At 68.1% G+C, this 15,777-nt stretch carries 18 protein-coding genes and 2 tRNA genes; 12 read left to right on the top strand and 8 right to left on the bottom strand.

Annotated features, from left to right (window positions below; genetic code table 11):
* The first annotated feature begins 20 nt into the window (after positions 1–20).
* A tRNA-Ala gene (locus L2X99_RS14090) sits at positions 21–93 on the top strand.
* A gap of 19 nt (positions 94–112) precedes the next feature.
* Here L2X99_RS14090 and L2X99_RS14085 read toward each other — a convergent pair.
* Positions 113–1,228: a site-specific integrase gene (locus L2X99_RS14085; protein ID WP_236135279.1), complete on the bottom strand. Its 1,116-nt coding sequence runs from the start codon at positions 1,226–1,228 to the stop codon at positions 113–115.
* Positions 1,229–1,532: 304 nt separating this feature from the next.
* Here L2X99_RS14085 and L2X99_RS14080 point away from each other — a divergent pair, with 304 nt between their 5' ends.
* From L2X99_RS14080 to L2X99_RS14060, 5 genes are all read left to right on the top strand, one after another.
* Positions 1,533–1,754, top strand: coding sequence for a helix-turn-helix domain-containing protein (locus L2X99_RS14080; protein ID WP_236135278.1), 222 nt, complete (start codon positions 1,533–1,535; stop codon positions 1,752–1,754).
* A gap of 45 nt (positions 1,755–1,799) precedes the next feature.
* Positions 1,800–2,702, top strand: coding sequence for a hypothetical protein (locus L2X99_RS14075; protein ID WP_236126185.1), 903 nt, complete (start codon positions 1,800–1,802; stop codon positions 2,700–2,702).
* On the top strand, positions 2,699–3,091 hold the full coding sequence (locus L2X99_RS14070; RefSeq protein WP_236126186.1) for a hypothetical protein: 393 nt from the start codon (positions 2,699–2,701) through the stop codon (positions 3,089–3,091). Before L2X99_RS14075 ends, L2X99_RS14070 begins: the two co-directional genes overlap by 4 nt.
* Before the next feature lie 149 nt (positions 3,092–3,240).
* A complete protein-coding gene (locus L2X99_RS14065; protein WP_236135277.1) occupies positions 3,241–3,594 on the top strand; it encodes a hypothetical protein in 354 nt (117 codons plus the stop codon).
* A 93-nt stretch (positions 3,595–3,687) separates the two neighbouring features.
* Positions 3,688–4,380, top strand: a complete 693-nt coding sequence (locus L2X99_RS14060; RefSeq protein ID WP_236126188.1) for a hypothetical protein — start codon at positions 3,688–3,690, stop codon at positions 4,378–4,380.
* A 78-nt stretch (positions 4,381–4,458) separates the two neighbouring features.
* Here the strand turns inward: L2X99_RS14060 and L2X99_RS14055 are convergent, their stop codons facing one another.
* Positions 4,459–5,061: an Eco29kI family restriction endonuclease gene (locus L2X99_RS14055; RefSeq protein WP_236126189.1), complete on the bottom strand. Its 603-nt coding sequence runs from the start codon at positions 5,059–5,061 to the stop codon at positions 4,459–4,461.
* Complete coding sequence (locus L2X99_RS14050; protein ID WP_236126190.1) at positions 5,058–6,269, bottom strand: DNA cytosine methyltransferase; 1,212 nt, start codon at positions 6,267–6,269, stop codon at positions 5,058–5,060. Before L2X99_RS14050 ends, L2X99_RS14055 begins: the two co-directional genes overlap by 4 nt.
* 206 nt (positions 6,270–6,475) lie before the next feature.
* On the opposite strand from L2X99_RS14050, the gene L2X99_RS14045 reads away from it, so the two are divergent.
* The 3 genes from L2X99_RS14045 to L2X99_RS14035 all read left to right on the top strand — a co-directional run bounded on the left by L2X99_RS14045 (position 6,476) and on the right by L2X99_RS14035 (position 7,742).
* A tRNA-Ala gene (locus L2X99_RS14045) sits at positions 6,476–6,537 on the top strand.
* A 186-nt stretch (positions 6,538–6,723) separates the two neighbouring features.
* Positions 6,724–7,191, top strand: coding sequence for a nuclear transport factor 2 family protein (locus L2X99_RS14040; protein ID WP_236126191.1), 468 nt, complete (start codon positions 6,724–6,726; stop codon positions 7,189–7,191).
* 5 nt (positions 7,192–7,196) lie between these two features.
* Positions 7,197–7,742 carry a TetR/AcrR family transcriptional regulator gene (locus L2X99_RS14035; protein WP_268928518.1) on the top strand — a complete coding sequence of 182 codons (546 nt, stop codon included), beginning with the start codon at positions 7,197–7,199 and terminating at the stop codon, positions 7,740–7,742.
* 24 nt (positions 7,743–7,766) lie between these two features.
* On the opposite strand, the gene L2X99_RS14030 is transcribed toward L2X99_RS14035, so the two are convergent.
* Positions 7,767–8,888, bottom strand: a complete 1,122-nt coding sequence (locus L2X99_RS14030; protein WP_236126193.1) for a M24 family metallopeptidase — start codon at positions 8,886–8,888, stop codon at positions 7,767–7,769.
* A gap of 116 nt (positions 8,889–9,004) precedes the next feature.
* Here L2X99_RS14030 and L2X99_RS14025 point away from each other — a divergent pair, with 116 nt between their 5' ends.
* Positions 9,005–9,541 (top strand): RBBP9/YdeN family alpha/beta hydrolase, encoded by a 537-nt coding sequence (locus tag L2X99_RS14025; protein WP_236126194.1) that lies wholly within the window; start codon positions 9,005–9,007, stop codon positions 9,539–9,541.
* A 107-nt stretch (positions 9,542–9,648) separates the two neighbouring features.
* Here L2X99_RS14025 and L2X99_RS14020 read toward each other — a convergent pair whose 3' ends face one another.
* From L2X99_RS14020 to L2X99_RS14010, 3 genes are read right to left on the bottom strand one after another with little or no spacing between them, the layout of a single operon-like run.
* Positions 9,649–10,563, bottom strand: a complete 915-nt coding sequence (locus tag L2X99_RS14020) for a hydroxymethylglutaryl-CoA lyase (RefSeq protein ID WP_236126195.1) — start codon at positions 10,561–10,563, stop codon at positions 9,649–9,651.
* A complete protein-coding gene (locus tag L2X99_RS14015) occupies positions 10,560–11,780 on the bottom strand; it encodes a CaiB/BaiF CoA transferase family protein (protein ID WP_236126196.1) in 1,221 nt (406 codons plus the stop codon). The genes L2X99_RS14020 and L2X99_RS14015 overlap by 4 nt, the downstream gene beginning before the upstream one ends.
* A 14-nt stretch (positions 11,781–11,794) precedes the next feature.
* Positions 11,795–13,249: a GntP family permease gene (locus tag L2X99_RS14010; protein WP_236135276.1), complete on the bottom strand. Its 1,455-nt coding sequence runs from the start codon at positions 13,247–13,249 to the stop codon at positions 11,795–11,797.
* 89 nt (positions 13,250–13,338) lie between these two features.
* On the opposite strand from L2X99_RS14010, the gene L2X99_RS14005 reads away from it, so the two are divergent.
* Complete coding sequence (locus L2X99_RS14005) at positions 13,339–14,097, top strand: IclR family transcriptional regulator (protein ID WP_236126199.1); 759 nt, start codon at positions 13,339–13,341, stop codon at positions 14,095–14,097.
* 473 nt (positions 14,098–14,570) lie between these two features.
* Positions 14,571–15,305: an aminotransferase class V-fold PLP-dependent enzyme gene (locus L2X99_RS14000; RefSeq protein ID WP_236135275.1), complete on the top strand. Its 735-nt coding sequence runs from the start codon at positions 14,571–14,573 to the stop codon at positions 15,303–15,305.
* 7 nt (positions 15,306–15,312) lie between these two features.
* Here the strand turns inward: L2X99_RS14000 and L2X99_RS13995 are convergent, their stop codons facing one another.
* Complete coding sequence (locus L2X99_RS13995; RefSeq protein ID WP_236126201.1) at positions 15,313–15,771, bottom strand: DUF1801 domain-containing protein; 459 nt, start codon at positions 15,769–15,771, stop codon at positions 15,313–15,315.
* Positions 15,772–15,777: the final 6 nt, after the last annotated feature.

Genomic DNA, 15,777 nt, shown 5'->3' with positions numbered 1-15,777 from the left:
CCGCGGGAATCCTCCCGCTCGGGGCCTTAGCTCAGTTGGTAGAGCGCCTGCTTTGCAAGCAGGATGTCAGGAGTTCGAATCTCCTAGGCTCCACATCATTGAAGTCCCCTGATCAGATGGCATTTTCGGTCTTCTGAGCAGGGGACTTTCTCGTGGCTTCGAGGGCCGTTCGTGCCATGGTCGTGCCAGTAGCCGTCCCGATCGAGCCTCCGGAGAGGGCATCCATGCCCGCCGCGATCGCCCCGGAGCGCTCCTCCGCCGCGTGCTGGTAGAGCAGAGCCGCGCGAGCGGTCGAGTGCCCGGCTCGCGCCATGAGTTCGCGGGTCGTCGCGCCCGCCTGAGCGGCCAGGGTGAGGCTCGCGTGGCGGAGATCATGGAGGCGGAACTCTGACAGACCGACCTTCCGAGCCGCCTTCCGCCATGCCTGACCGATCGCCCCGCCAGTGAACCGCTCACCGTCCGCACCGGGGAACATCGGAGCCTTCCCGAATCCGGGAGCCGTCGAGAGGTAAGCCTCCAGGTCAGCGGCGATGCTCGGCGGGAGATCGACCTTCCGGACGTTGCCGGTCTTGGTGCCGCTCTCGATCTCCTCGCCGCCAACGCGGACAATCTGCCGCTCGATGACGAGCACGCCTCCCGCGTAGTCGCGGCGCTGGAGTGCCAGGAGTTCTCCGAGTCGAAGATGCGCGCCGAACATCACCCGGATCGGCAGGTGCCACGTCGTCGGCATCGCCGCGACGATCCGCCCGAGGTCCTCCGCGCTCATGTAGGGGCGCTCCGCGTGCTTCACCGATCCGGCTCGGTCGATCTGGCAGGGGTTCGCGGGGATCATCCCGTCACGGACTGCGGTCGCCATGATCGCCCGGAGGAGGCTGTACGCCTGTCGGAGCCGAGATGCTCCGTCGCCGCCCTGGCGCTTCGCGGATACCGCGAGGGCTCGCCCTGCCTTGGTGTACCAGGCACGCACCTGAGCGGGCGTGATCGAGGCGATCGGCATCTGCTGGAGCGGGGCGAGGGGACCGGCGAGCGTGGACTCGTGAAGGTCCCGAGTCTTGGGCGCGAGGGATCCTCGGCGTCCTCCGTGGGCGATCCAGTCGGCGGCGTAGGGGCCGAAGGGGACGAGTCCGGCGCGATGATCGATGTAGGTTCCGCGCATCCGGTCGGAGCGGACGGCGGCGAGGTGATCGAGCGCCTCCCGCTTCGTGTCGAACGTTCGGGGGCCGGTCATGGGCCTGCCTGCCGGGTCGAGGTAGCGGGCTTGCCACCGCCCGGAGGGCAGTTTCCGGACGGATCCGAAGTCGATTCTGGAACCTTTTCTGGCGGTCGTGGTCATGGGGTCTGCCTTCCGTTTGAGCGCCTGGTTTCTGCGCCTGATCTGATCTTTCCTGCGTTCACTCCAGATCTCACCGTGGGCTCTACTTAGTTCTCATGATGGGAACAAAGTACCTGGTCAGACGGTAAATCGTGTCGCCAACACAGCCTAGACTGATCGAACGACGCCCGACATCATCGACCGAAACGGAGTCCCGCACATGTCCAACACGACCACGGCACCCGAGCGACCTACCCTCACGATCGAGGACCTCGACGGGCGCGCCACCTGCTCTGTCAAGGAAGCCGCCGAGATCCTCGGCATCCACTCCTGGAGCGCCGACGAAGCCGTGAAGCGCGGAGAGATTCCAGCACTGCATATCGGCAAGAGGATCCTGGTGCCCGTCCCCCGGCTCCGAGCACTCCTCGGCGTAGACGCCTGACACCCCTCCAGCACCGACGACACCCACCAGCGACGGGAGCGCACGATGACGAAGAACGAGACCGGCTACGCGAAGGTGCCCACCTGGCTCCAGGATCAGGCCGCCGCCCTCGGCATCGGACCCAACGGCATCGCCGTCTACGCCGCGCTCTACACCTGCGCCGACTGGAGAACCGGAATCACCACCGGCGCGAGCATTGCACGCATCGCCCGCCTCTCCGGGATCGGGAGCAGGAATACGGCGAGCGCGACGATCGAGGCTCTCCGCCGCGCCCGCGTCCTGGAGATCAAGGAGAGCCGCCGCAACCGCGCGCACGTCTACCGGATCGCCCTCACCGAGCGTCTCCCCGGTGCTCAAGATCTGAGCACCCAGCACGCCTTCGAGCACGACATCACCCCGCCCGAGGAGCCCGCATCCGCGCTCGGTGCTCAAGACCTGCGCACCCGGTGGTCAGAATCTGAACACCCAGGTGCTCAAGATCTGAGCACGATCAGAAGAACAGATCTCTCCAGATCTCTAAAGGCCGATCCCTCCGGTATGGCCGGGGCAAAGCCCGACCAGTCGGGCGACTCCCAGAAGATCGGCCACGCCGTCTCCAGCGACGAGCAGACAAACCATCTCGCCAGCGACGGATCAGCAGCCATCGGACTGACAAGTGACCTCCCCTCAACGAAGCGAGGAGCAGGCCGCAGAGTTCCGCGCCGCGCTAGCCGCGCGCAAATCCTCTGGGTTCGCGACCTCCGAGCCATGACCGGCACTGGCACCGAGAACGCCGACCCCCTCACCGTCGAGAAGGCAGACGAGGAGATCCGCGACCTCTGGGCCGAGGTCGAACGACGCCGGCATAACGGCGAACCACTCGACGGCAACTACTGGGACCTCAGCCAGCGCGCCCGCGCCTACGCGGACAAGCACGACCTCGACATCGACCGGAGGGAAGCATCATGACGAAGCGACAGATGCGGGAGTTCAGCCAAGCCCGCGAGGAGATCGCCCAACAGCGCGCCGCATCCCGAGCCGCGACGACAGCCACCCACGCGAGAGATGCTCTCCTCACCCAGATCCGCCGCACCCTCGACCACCCGGAGCGGGTCGGCCTCCGGAAGGCGAAAGACGATCGCGCATACGCCCTGCGCGGCTTCAAGAAGGCAATGGACTACTCGCAGGAGTGGATCTCTGACGCCGTGCGCCGGTACGTCGGAGCCCTCTCAGCGGAGGCGGCGGCGAACCGAGCCGAGGCCCGGGACCTCCGCGACCTCCTCGTCGCTCTCATGACTCTCTACGAGCCGGAGATCGGGACCCGCATGGATCAGGACACATCGGAGGTACGAGCATGACCACGACCAAAGGCAAGACCCGAACGCAGATCGCCGCGACGGCTCGGGAGCGGGAGGCGAAGGCGCTGGATCTGCGCCTCCTCGGCTACTCCTACGAACGCATCGCCCGCGAACTCGGATATGCGCACCGGAGCGCCTCACGCAAGGCCGTGGATCGCGCACTCAAGGCGATCCCCCGGGAGGCGGCTCTCCAACTGCGAGAGATCGAACTGGAGAGACTGGATCTCCTCCAGCGGTCGATCGCTCGGCAGATCACGAGTGGGCATCTCGGGGCGATCGATCGGATGCTCCGGATCATGGATCACCGCGCCCGCCTCCTCGGCCTCTACCAGCCTCAGCCCGACAGTGGTATCGCTGAGGTCGCGGCAGTTCTCGGCTCATGGCTCGGCAAGGTCCGCGAAGCCGACGCCCTAGACGGCGATCTACCGGAGCAGGACGCCGAGGCCCTCCAGGACGCTCTGGACGGCGAGAACGCTCGGCAGACGCGAGCAGAGAGCGTCTGAGATGGATATACGAACGTCTGGAGGACGAGATCCCACCGACTCCCATAGATCTATCCACCTATCCACACCCTCATCCACAGATCGGACTTCATCATGACCACCACCCACCCCGCCCAGTTCGCCCGCCACCAGGAGGCAAGCCGAGCCGCGATCACCCACCAGGACCGCACACTCGCACCCGGCGCGCTCAACGACCGCCGCCGATCCATGCGAGAGAAAGCGAACGGGGATCTTGCCGCGCAGATCCCCGCCGTCCCCGCGATCAGCGGACCCAGCCGGGACGAGATCCTCGATGCGCTCAGCCCGAGCACTGCCGACGAGATCCAGGTCGCCCTTCACCGGCGCGAGCGGATCCAGGCGGACCTGGACCGTGGCCGTCGCCCGGAGCAGATCCTCGCCTCGGCGGATCTGCGAACGATCATCTCTCTCCTCGACTGGCTTCCGACGATGCCAGGGGTCAAGGATTCGACGCACCACGACGACATCGTGGCCGAGATCCAGGCCTTCGCGTTCGACCGGCTCGGGGAGATTGGCCACGAGCCCGCCGCCGAGCGCATCCAGGCGGAGCAGGAGATCGCCCTCCCCGCCGCATGGGCGCGAGTGATGACCGAGGCGATCGCCGGTCAGGTCACCACCGGGGCATGGACCGACCTGTACCGCGTCGATCCGGAGGGGTACCGAGAGGCTCAGGCGGCGGAGATCCCGGGGCTTGCGGAGGAGGCGCGCCGGTTCGACATCATGGCGTCTCGCGAAGTCGAGGCCGACCAGTTCGCTGTGCGGTCGTAGCGTCCCGCGATCGGGCGCCCCGTCTCTGAGCGTTCCGGGGCGCTCGATCGTTCAGGTTCCACGGTCCTATCCCCGAGGCTATAGCCGGGACCGGAGGTACTCTGCGACATCTTGCTCAATGCCGCTAATGCTCTCCGACCGCGCCGGGTAGTTCCTGGCCCATGCACGACCAGAGTGGAGTGTGTCCCATCGCGAACGAACACCGTTGATGCGACCCCTGCCGGGGTCGTGATTCCCGAACCCGTCAACCAGCGCGTTCCACACCGGGCGATGCTCGCGGATCAGAGCAGATTCGCCCAGAGGAATCCAAATGTCCTCGACCACCAGCCAGCGGACCGTGAAATCCGCGATGTCCAGGTTCGATGCGGCGCGGATGCTATTTCCGTGCTCTCTGATGCGATCAGCGAGCGCCCTGGTCACCGTGCTGGCGGCGACATCGATCCCTCGACGGCCGCCCTTAGGGACAGCCTTGCCGACGTAGATGGGTACGGAAAACCTGTCTTGGTTGGCATCTCTGAGCAATGAATAGGCCGAGTGTTGACCTCGGTAGTAAATCGCGTAGACACCTGCACCGGTGAAGCGCGGCACGTTGTCGAGTGGTGTTGGATCCGTTTCCAACATGCGCGTGACGATGCTGTGCGCGAGGCTTTCCATAGCGAGCGGATTGTACGGGTCGGTCATGCCCACGCCCGCTGGTGATCGGCGGGACTCTTCCGAGCACGCAGCGTTGCACGCAGATCTGCGAGGGCGAGGTGCTCGTGTACTGACGCCGCAACGGTCTGAGCGAGCATGACCGGCACCGCATTGCCGAGTTGACGCATGGCTTCGCTCCAGGGTCCGTGAAGCCGATACCTGTCCGGGAAGGTCTGCAGACGTGCCGCTTCGCGAACCGTGAAGTAGCGGACACTTCCGTCCGCGCGGCGCAACATGTTCTCCCCACCCGGAACACCATGCACACCGGCCTTTAGAGCCTTGGACGGGGCGTCGAGACTCGATCCCGTGTGTCCAGGGTACGACCGAGCACCGGGCTGGAGAACATGGTTGAGAAACCGTCGGCTACCGTTCTCAGTCGGTGACGGGAGGTCCCCGATAGCATCTCGCACGGTTCGCCACGGTCGGTCGGTCGGGGCTTCCGCTGGCTGGGATGCGGAGCCCGCTCGCGCGAGGGGGCTGACTCGGTACTTGTGCGCGACCTTGTGCCGGTCCCAGTACTCACCGGTGACGTCTTGCTCGTACCGCAGCGCGCTCGCCGAATGGGTCGGTTCAGGGAATGACCATTCGGCATCGACGTCAGATCGGAACCCGACGAAGAACACTCGCCAGCGCTGCTGCGGGACTCCGTAGTTCGCCGCGTTGACGAGCGTGGGCAACACGTTGTACTGGAGATCGGACCGCACCGATGTGTGCTCGGCTTGGAGGCGTGCCAGATGTTCGGACCAGGACTCACCCGAGCGTGGGGCGAGTTCCGGATGCGCGAGACGGAGTTGGATGTAGGAGTAGTAGTCCGAGAAGGCGCTACGCGTCAGACCTCTGACGTTCTCGATGATGAAGGCGCGCGGGCGTAGCGTTCGGATGACCTCTGCCGTTGCCGGGAACATGTCTCGGGGGTCATCAGCCGCTCGTCCTTTGCCGCCACCGCTGAACGGCTGGCAAGGCGGGCCTCCGCTCACGAGCGCGACGCCGTCCTCCACGCCGCTCCAGTCGATACCTCGGACATCGCCTTCGCGAACGTCCATTCCTTGAGCGAGCGGATGCCCTGCTGACTGATTCTCCCTGAGAGTGTCGCAACTCCAGCGGTCCCATTCCGCCACGATCTCGGTAGAGAACCCGGCGAGGTGGGTTCCGAGAGCCAAGCCACCTCCACCGGCAAACAACTCGACGCTACGCATACACCGATACTACGAGTCGGAGGAGCCTACCAGCGCCGACATACAGCAGGGCACTCGATTGGCCGCTCCTTAGTTGAGGCTGTAGATCGTCATTCGGGCGTGCCATACTCGTGCCACTAAGGGGCCATTCGTGCCACAACTACACCCAACAGGGCCGGATGACCGAGGCCCAGGATCCCCATGATTCAGCGGGATCCCGGGCCTCGGGATGAGCCGTAGCGCCTGCTTTGCAAGCAGGATGTCAGGAGTTCGAATCTCCTAGGCTCCACGGAGATCACGCCCGGTCGCTGCTTCGCGCAGCTGCCGGGCGTTGTTCGTGGAAGCGCTGTGCGGACGGGCCTTCATGGCGGCATCCGGTTGACTCGCGCGTCGTCACGGTTGCGTTTTACCGATCAGTACATCAAGATGCTTGTAACGATCGGTCAAAATGGGCCGTGTCTTCTCAGGAGTTCCGATGCGCCAGCGACCCCCGCTTCCCCCGTTCACGTCGGAAGGCGCTGCGGTCAAGGCGCGAGCGGCGGAGGACGCCTGGAACACGCGTGATCCCGAACGGGTCTCACTGGCGTACACGGACGACAGTGCGTGGCGCAATCGAGACAGATTCGTCACCGGAAGGCACGAGATCGTCGCGTTCTTGACGGAGAAGTGGGAGCGGGAACTCGACTACCGGCTCATCAAAGAGGTCTGGGCGTTCGGAGGCGACCGCATCGCTGTGCGGTTCGTGTACGAGTCCCATGACGCGGACGGGCAGTGGTTCCGCTCGTTCGGGAACGAGAACTGGGAGTTCGACGAGAACGGGCTGATGCGCAGACGGCTGGCCTCGATCAATGACGTCCCGATCCTCGACTCCGACCGCCTGTTCCACTGGCCGCTGGGTCCTCGCCCGGACAGCCACCCGGGGCTGACCGAGCTGGGGCTCTGACCGGCATGCGCAAGGCTGCCACGTCGCGCGAAGGCACCATCCCGCTGCTTGCGGAAGCGTTCCGGGATCACGGGTACGAAGGGGCCAGCATGGCGGTCCTCGAGTCAGCGACGGGGCTGGGCCGTGGAAGCCTGTACAACTTCTTCCCCGGGGGCAAGGAGGCGATGGCGGAGGCCGTGCTCGATGACGTCGACCGCTGGTTCCACGAGCGCATCTTCGCCCCACTCCGCGACGGGACGTCCGGGGGCGTCGAGTCGATGTTCGATGAGGTCGATTCCTACTTCCACTCGGGCCAGCGGGTGTGCCTTCAGGGCATGTTCGCGATCGGGCGGGAGCGCGACCGTTTCGCCGTGGCGATCAGACGGTACTTCGGTCAATGGATCGAGTCGCTCACGGCGGCGCTTCAGGAATCGGGACTGAGCGACTCGCGCGACCGGGCAGTCCGAGTCGTCGCCGCGGTCCAGGGCGGCCTCGTCATCGCACGTGCCCTCGATTCACCGGATGTGTTCACTCTCGTACTGGCGGGGGCCAGGCGAGACGCAGGATGCTGAGAAGAACTCGTTCTCCCCGGTGGCTCACGAGACGGCGGGCGTCAGCACGTGCGGGGTGTTGTTGAGGTTCGCGCAGCCGTCGGCGGTGACGACGACGATGTCCTCGATGCGGGCACCCCATTCGCCCGGGAAGTAGATCCCGGGCTCGATGCTGAAAGCCATGCCCTCGCGCAGCGGCAGCGCGTTGCCCGGCGCGATGTACGGCTCCTCGTGCGTCGTGACGCCGATCCCGTGTCCGGTCCGGTGCAGGAACGCGTCGCCGAGACCTTCAGCGGCGAGCACGTCGCGCGCGGCGGCATCCACCTGCTCGGCCGTGACGCCGGGCCGCACCGCATCGACGGCGGCCTGCTGGGCGCGCACGAGCACGGCGATCAGGCGCGCAGCCTCGGCATCCGGTGTGCCGACCGCATACGTGCGGGTGCTGTCGGAGTTGTACCCGGCGGGTACCGCGCCGCCGATGTCCACCACCACGATGTCGCCGTCCTCGATCACCCGGTCCGACACCTCGTGGTGCGGATCCGCGCCGTTCGGACCCGACGCGACGATCACGAACTCGACGGTGCGGTGCCCCTCCTCGACGATCGCTGCGGCGATGTCCGCGGCGACCTCGCGCTCCGTGCGGCCGGCGCGCAGCCATCCGGGCACCCGGCGGTGCACGGCGTCGATCGCATCGCCGGCACGACGCAGCTCCGCCACCTCCGCCGCGTCCTTGATCATGCGGCTCTCCCGCAGCACAGGGGTCGCGAGCTCGGGCCTGGCGTCCAAGCGCGTGGTCAGCGGGACAACGTGCAGGGCAGGCAGCGCATCCGCGACGCCGAAGCGGGTGACCGTCCCGCCCATCGCGGCGGTCACGAGTGCATAGGGATCCTCGCCGTCGACCCAGTCGGCCACGGCGAGCCCGAGTGCGCCGACGGCGGTGTCGCGCACCTTCGCGAGCTCCATGCGCGGCACGACGACGGTCGGCTCCCCCGTCGCCGGGATCACCAGTGCGGTGAGCCGTTCGATCGTGTCTCCCTCGACGCCGGCCAGGTACGACAGGTCGGGACCGGGACCGACGACGATCGCGTCGAGACCGGCCTCGGCGGTCAGAGCGCGGGCGCGGTCGAGGCGGGCGGCGTACACGGAGGCGGGGAACGGAGTGCTCACGCCACCACGCTACGTTGCGCCGGCGGAGTGGTCGATGCCGATTCCGGAGGCCCTGGACGGGGCAGCCTGACGCGGCCGAGGGGTCCCGCGCACGATCGCGCCGCTATCATCATCCGATGAGCAGGAGCGCGATCATCTTCCACGGCACCGGGGGACGTCCGGATGTGGCCTGGTACCCCTGGCTCGACGGCCGGCTGACGGACCGCGGCTACCGGGTGGAACGGCCGTCGTATCCCCGCATCAACGTCGATCCGATCGCGGAGTTCCTGCCGACCGTGCTCGCCGCGCACGACTTCGACGCCGAGACCGTGCTGATCGGGCACTCCGGCGGTGCCGCGCTGCTGCTCGCGCTGACGGAGCATCTCGAGACGCCGGTGGCCCAGACGATTCTGGTCGCCGGGTACGCCACGAAGGTGAACGAGTCCGAGGAGCCGGTGCTGCAGGACTCCTACGACTGGGAGCGCATCCGCGCGAATGCCGGTGACCTGTACTTCATCAACTCGGTCGTCGACCCGTACGGATGCGACGCGAATCAGGGGCGGCTGATGTTCGATCGTCTCGGCGGCACGCAGATCGTCCGTGATGATGGCCACTTCGGCGATTGGAACCAGCAGTACGACACTTTCGAGCTGGTCGACCGTCTGATCCCGTAGACGCCCAGCCGCCGCCCGCAGGACGGGTGGCAGCGCTGAGCGGTTCAGGCGTCGATCGTGCCGCCGCTGTGGATGAGGCGCACCTCGAGTCCCCGCCGACCCGGGCGTCAGGCCGGCAGCACCCAGGGGAACGCATGCGCCTCGCTGCGCGCCCCTGCGCGGGCGCGAGACCGGTTCGGCTCGCCGACCGACCCGGTGATCTCCTCGCCGAGCCGCACCAGGGTCTCGAAGGCGCCGACGTCGAGCCAGTCCGGACGGAACGCGAACACGAGATCCTCCAGCGCGGTGTTCCCGGAGGCGCCGGGAGCGAACGGGCATCCGCCCAGCCCGCCCAGCGCGCCGTCGACGACATCCGCTCCGGCCTCCACCGCGGCGGCGGCGTTGGCCACGCCCAGCCCCCAGGTGTCGTGGCCGTGGTAGACGATGCCGAGCTCGGGGCGGCGCTCGTTGGCGAGCGCGACACGACGGTGCACCTCTCCGGGGTCCGCCTGTCCGAGGGTGTCGCACACCACGACGTCGACGGCCCCCTCCGTGCGGGGGTCGTCGAGGATCGCCTGGAACCGGTCGATCGGCACCACCCCTTCGAACGGGCACGTGAACGAGGTCGCGATGCACAGCTGCACGCGCCCGCCCACTGCGGATGCTGCGGCGATCGCGTCGGGCATCGCCGCGAGGGAGGCCTCGGTGTCGCGGCCGATGTTCGCCCGGTTGTGACTGTCGGATGCCGAGAAGCAGTACTGGAACCCGCGCACGCCGGCGGCCGCGGCGCGCTCGACGTGACGCGGGGTCGCGGTCCAGATCCAGACCCGCTCGCGATCGGCGACGTCCAGCCCCGCGACCACGTCGAGGGTGTCTGCCATGGTGGGCACGAGATCGGGCCGGGCCATGGAGCCGACCTCGAGGTGCTCGACGCCGAGCGAGAACAGCTCCCGCACCAGCGCGATCTTCCGCTCGGTCGGGAGGTTCTTACCCGCCAGCTGCAGGCCGTCCCGCAGCGTGACATCCCGGTACTGCACGCTCATCGCATCCTCATCTCGTAGTCGTCGATCCGGCCGTGGTGCCAGCCGAGCTCGGCGAGGATCTCTGCGGTGTGCTGCCCCAGGTCGGGGCCGAGCGCGGTGATGGGCCGCGACACGCCGCCGATCACCGGGACGATTCCCGGAAAACCCACGTCCTTGCGCAGCTCTTCGCCGTCGTGCACGTCGAAGCGCTGGATCATTCCGCGAGCGGCATACTGCTCGTCGGCGCTGACGTCCTCGGCGGTGTAGATCGGGCCGGCCGGCACGCCGGCCTCGTCCAGCGTCTGCAGCGCCGCGGCGCTGGTGCGCTGCGCGGTCCACGCGCCGATGGCGTCGTCGAGCACGTCGCGCGCCTCCCAGCGTCCCTCGTTCGACTGCAGGGCGGGATCGGATGCCAGGTCGGGCCGCCCGATCAGGGTCATGTAGCGCTGGAAGATCGCATCGCCGTTGCCGGCGACCACGATGCTCTTCCCGTCGCCGCACAGGTACGCGTTCGAGGGTGCGATGCCCTGCATGCGCCCGCCGGTGCGTTCGCGCCGGATGCCGTACGCCTCCCACTCCGGGATGAGCGATTCCGTCACCGAGAGCATCGTCTCGTTGAGGGCGACGTCGATCGTGCGGCGATCCAGCGGCAGGGCGACGTCCTCTTCTCCTCGCTCCCGTTCGAAGAGCGACATCATCACGCCGAACGCGGCGTAGATCCCTGCGATGGTGTCGCCGATCGACACTCCGGTGCGGCTCGGCGGCCGCCCGGGTTCGCCGACCAGTTCGCGGAAGCCGCCGTACGCCTCCGCGACGGCCGCGAACCCCGGCCTTGCGGACAGGGGACCGGTCTGCCCGAACGCCGAGATCCGGGCGACGATCAGCCGCGGGTTCGCCTGCTGGAGCGTGTCGGCGTCCAGCCCCCATCGGTCCAGCGTGCCGGGGCGGAAGTTCTCCAGCAGCACGTCGGCCCCGCGGATGAGGTCCAGCACGATCGCGCGTCCCTCGTCGCTGCGCAGATCCACCACGAGCGAGCGCTTGCCGCGGTTCGTGGTGCGGTACAGCATCGATGTGTCGCCGGCGTAGAGGCGCCAGCGACGCAGCTCGTCGCCGGTGCGCGGACGCTCGATCTTGATGACGTCGGCGCCGAAGTCGGCGAGCAGGCGCCCGGTGGTCGGCGCGGCGATGTAGTTGCCGAGCTCGATCACACGGATGCCGTGCAGGGGTGACGTGGTCACGGGAAGCACTCCTCTCAGTGCACGAAGACGGACAGGATCAGGGTCATGCCGAGGGCGATGACCGACGCCACCGAGACGCCGACCGTCACCGTCTTCAGCGCACCCCGCACCGATTGGCCGAGGAAGAGCTTGAGCAGCCAGAACGTGTTCGATGTGACGTGGATGCAGAACAGCGCACCCGCGCCGGCGGCCAGGGCGATGATCAGCGGGTTCAGCCCGAGGCTCGCCGCGGCCGGCGCGATGATGCCCGCGGCGGTGATGGCCGACAGCGTGACCGACCCCACCGCGATGTGCAGCAGAGCGGCCATCACCCAGACCACGAGGATCGGTGCCCAAGTGGTCGCCTGGAAGTAGCCCTTCAGCACCTCACCGAGGTCGCCCTTCGCGATCACCGCGGCGAGCGACCCGCCGATGCCGGTGAGCACGAAGATCTGGCCGCCGTCCTGGAAGCCCTTGACCAGCGCCTTCTCGATCCGCTTGATGCCGACGGCTGCGCGCCCGACGAGTCCGGTCGCGATGACGGCGAGCAGCAGGGCGATCACCGGGTCGCCGAGGAACTGCATCACGGGGTTCTCGATTCCCATCACGGTGAGCACCGCCTGGGCGGCGATGAGGGCGAGTGCAGAGAGCATCGGGCCGAAAAGCAGCAGCAGCGGGGGCTCGTGGGCCTCGACGGCTGCCGCGCCGGAGGAATGCCGGTTCGGCGTTCCCCCGATAGCGGTGCGCAGCGTGCCGGTGCGGGTGGAGTCCAGCTCGACGCCGTCCTCCGACGCGGAGGCGCGCACCAGGGCGGGCTCCTGCTCGGCGGGCTCGTCCTGGATGGTCTCCTCCTCGTCGCGTGCGGGGTTCCAGAAGCCCGCCCGGAACAGCACGGTCATCACGATGATCGCGAGGATGACGGTGGGCACGACGATTGCGAATCCGCCGAGCATCATGATGCCGAGCGGCACGCCCAGAAGGCCCGCGAGCGCGACGGCGGCGAAACCCGGAACCATCAGCACGATGCCCGTCTCCAGGCTGATCGCAAAGGTCGCCGCGATGATGCCGGTGCCCGCCTTGCCGAGGCGCGGCGCGATGCGCCGGGCCAGCGGGGCGGCCATGACGATCATGACGTCGATGAAGATCGTCTGCAGATAAGTGGCGAAGGACAGTCCGAGCGCGTACGGGATGCCCTTGGGGCCGAAGGTGCGCAGCAGCGTGTCCACCAGCCGGGTGATCGCCCCCATCTCGTTGAGCATCGCGCCGATCAGCACGCCCCAGGCGATCAGGAGTCCGGCATCCATCATGACCTCGCCGAAGCCGGTGGTCATCGTCTTCACGGTGTCGACCGGGCCGAGGCCGGTGAGCAGCCCGATGCCGGCGGCGCCGACGGCGAGAGCGATCACGGGGTTGATGCGGAACCTGACGATGGCGAGCACGACGGCGATGATGACGAGCGCGACGACGCCCATGGTGTACCAGTCGGGCATGAGAAGCCTCCCCTTCGAGGAATCAGTTCTCACATAGTAAGTCGTTTCTCACAATTCGAGAAGAGCGGTTGGCGCCATAGGATCAGTGCATGGCAGAACAGCCGCTCCTGGTCCTGGGGAAGATCGCCGCGATCCTGGACGCCTTCACCCTCACCGCACCGACGCGCACCGCAGCCGAGATCCGCGTGATCACGGGGCTGCCGACGTCGACGACGCACCGTCTGCTGGGGAACCTCGTGCAGCACGGATTCCTCGATCGCACCGGCGACGACTTCCGCATCGGCGCGAGGATGGCGTTCTGGGCCGGGCCGGCGGCCCGCAGCCGCGACTTCACCGAGCTGCTCGCACCGCGCCTGAACGCACTGCGCGACGAGACCGGCGAGACCGCCTGCTTCTTCCGCGCCGAGGAGGGGGCGCGGGTGTGCACCGGCCTGGCCGAGACGCGTCACGCCCTGCGCAGCGAGATGTACGTCGGCCGCATCCAGCCGCTGCACGTGGGCAGCTCGGGCCGGGTCATCCTCGCCTGGCGCGACGACCTGCTCGACGAGATCACGTCGAAGCCGCTGCCCGCCCTCACGGACGCGACGATCACCGACCCCCGCGAACTGCGGCGTGCCGTCGCCGAGACGCGTGCCGCCGGCTACGCGATCACCGTCGGCGAGCGGCTCGAGGCGACCTCGGGCCTGGCCGCTCCCGTGTTCGACTCGCACTCCGTGCTGGTCGGCGCCGTCACGCTGATGGGCCCGACGCTGCGGATGCCCTGGGAGCGCTGCGAGGGGCTGGTGGATGCCGTCGTCGAGGCCGGCGAGCTGCTCACGGCCGCGCTGGGCGGCCGTCATCCCGCATAGATCGGGCGCGAGACGGCTGCTCGTGCAGGAGATCCGACGACGCACGGACCGGCGTGCCAAGCTGGGGGCATGAGTCTTCCCCGCGCTGACATCGATCCGGACGGTCTGCTGGAGTACTCGGTGGTCTTCACCGACCGCTCCCTGAATCACATGTCGCAGCGCTTCATCGACGCGATGCAGCAGACCCTCGGCATCCTGCGCGAGGCGTACAACGCGCACAGCGTCGCGATCGTGAACGGCGGCGGCACCTATGCGATGGAGTCGGTGGCCCGGCACCTCGCGGCGGGACGCCGCGCCCTGGTGGTGCGCAACGGCCTGTTCTCGTACCGCTGGTCGCAGATCCTGGATGCCGGGAGTTCGCCACCGATGTCACGGTCTGCCTCGCGCGGCCCGAGTCCGACGAGCATCGAGCTGCCTGGAGTCCGGCACCTGTCGACGAGGTCGTCGAGGTCATCCGCGCCCGGCGCCCCGAGGTGGTCTTCGCGCCGCACGTCGAGACCGCGGCCGGCATCATGCTCACGGACGACTACGTGCGGGCGCTCGCCGCGGCCGTGCACGAGGTCGGCGGGCTGCTCGTGCTCGACTGCATCGCCTCCGGAGCGATGTGGGTCGACATGCAGGACCTCGGCGTCGATGTGCTGATCAGCGCCCCGCAGAAGGGCTGGAGCGGTACGCCGGGCACCGGCTACGTCATGCTCAGCGCCGCGGCCCGCGAGGCGGTGGAGGCGACGGAGTCGAGCAGCTTCGCCCTCGACCTGCGCACCTGGCTGGCGATCGCCGACGCCTACGTCGACGGCCGTGCCGCGTACCACGCGACGATGCCGACCGATTCGATCGTGCACAACCTGACGCAGATGATCGAGACGCGCGATCGCGGCTTCGCGGCCGTCCGCGATGCGCAGATCGAACTGGGCAGCAGGGTGCGCGAGCTGCTCGCCGCCCGCGGGCTGCCGTCTGTCGCGGCATCCGACTGGGCGGCGCCCAGTGTCGTCGTCGTGCACGCCGATGACCCGGGACTGCGCACGGGTGCCCGCCTGCGCGAGGCCGGTGTGCAGGTGGCGGCCGGCGTACCGCTGCACTGCGGCGAGCCCGAGGACTTCTCGACCTTCCGCATCGGACTGTTCGGTCTCGACAAACTCGGCGACGTCGACGGGGCGGTCGCCCGCCTCGCCGACGCCCTGGACAGTATCGGCGTCCAGGCGGACTGAGTCCGGCTCAGGACGCCGCGCGGCGGATGAGCGCTGCGAGGAACTCCCGGTCGGCATCCTCGAGCCGGGTGACCGCGAACGAGACCGGCCACACGTTGCCGTCGTCGAGAGCGGCGGCGGTGTCGAACTCGAAGGTCGCGTAGCGCACTTTGAACTTCGACTTCGGCTTGAAGAAGCACACCACCTTGCCCGCGGCGTTCGCCCAGGCCGGCATGCCGTAGTAGGTGCGCGGCACCAGCTGCGGCGCGTGCTCGGTGACGAGCCGGAGTACGTCCTCGCCCAGCATCCGGTCTTCCTCGGGGAGCCCGGCGATCTTCTCCTGCACCTCCGCGAGGCCCTCGGCGTACACCTCTTCCGGCGACTTCTTCGACCGGCTGCGCGCCGTGCGCGCCTCCTTGGTGCGAGCCTTCATCGCGGCGCGCTCGGCGTCGGTGAAGTTGGCGGTGGTCTCGGTGGCGGTGTCCATGGTGTT

The organism is Microbacterium sp. KUDC0406 (genome assembly GCF_021582875.1).
Taxonomy (GTDB): Bacteria; Actinomycetota; Actinomycetes; order Actinomycetales; family Microbacteriaceae; genus Microbacterium.
This window is presented reverse-complemented; position numbering and strand designations above follow the sequence as displayed.

Coding starts and splice junctions, on each gene's coding strand:
- L2X99_RS14085 (WP_236135279.1), bottom strand. CDS start 1,228: ATGACCGGCCCCCGAACGTTCGACACGAAGCGGGAGGCGCTCGATCAC.
- L2X99_RS14080 (WP_236135278.1), top strand. CDS start 1,533: ATGTCCAACACGACCACGGCACCCGAGCGACCTACCCTCACGATCGAG.
- L2X99_RS14075 (WP_236126185.1), top strand. CDS start 1,800: ATGACGAAGAACGAGACCGGCTACGCGAAGGTGCCCACCTGGCTCCAG.
- L2X99_RS14070 (WP_236126186.1), top strand. CDS start 2,699: ATGACGAAGCGACAGATGCGGGAGTTCAGCCAAGCCCGCGAGGAGATC.
- L2X99_RS14060 (WP_236126188.1), top strand. CDS start 3,688: ATGACCACCACCCACCCCGCCCAGTTCGCCCGCCACCAGGAGGCAAGC.
- L2X99_RS14055 (WP_236126189.1), bottom strand. CDS start 5,061: ATGACCGACCCGTACAATCCGCTCGCTATGGAAAGCCTCGCGCACAGC.
- L2X99_RS14050 (WP_236126190.1), bottom strand. CDS start 6,269: ATGCGTAGCGTCGAGTTGTTTGCCGGTGGAGGTGGCTTGGCTCTCGGA.
- L2X99_RS14040 (WP_236126191.1), top strand. CDS start 6,724: ATGCGCCAGCGACCCCCGCTTCCCCCGTTCACGTCGGAAGGCGCTGCG.
- L2X99_RS14035 (WP_268928518.1), top strand. CDS start 7,197: ATGCGCAAGGCTGCCACGTCGCGCGAAGGCACCATCCCGCTGCTTGCG.
- L2X99_RS14025 (WP_236126194.1), top strand. CDS start 9,005: ATGAGCAGGAGCGCGATCATCTTCCACGGCACCGGGGGACGTCCGGAT.
- L2X99_RS14020 (WP_236126195.1), bottom strand. CDS start 10,563: ATGAGCGTGCAGTACCGGGATGTCACGCTGCGGGACGGCCTGCAGCTG.
- L2X99_RS14010 (WP_236135276.1), bottom strand. CDS start 13,249: ATGCCCGACTGGTACACCATGGGCGTCGTCGCGCTCGTCATCATCGCC.
- L2X99_RS14005 (WP_236126199.1), top strand. CDS start 13,339: ATGGCAGAACAGCCGCTCCTGGTCCTGGGGAAGATCGCCGCGATCCTG.
- L2X99_RS13995 (WP_236126201.1), bottom strand. CDS start 15,771: ATGGACACCGCCACCGAGACCACCGCCAACTTCACCGACGCCGAGCGC.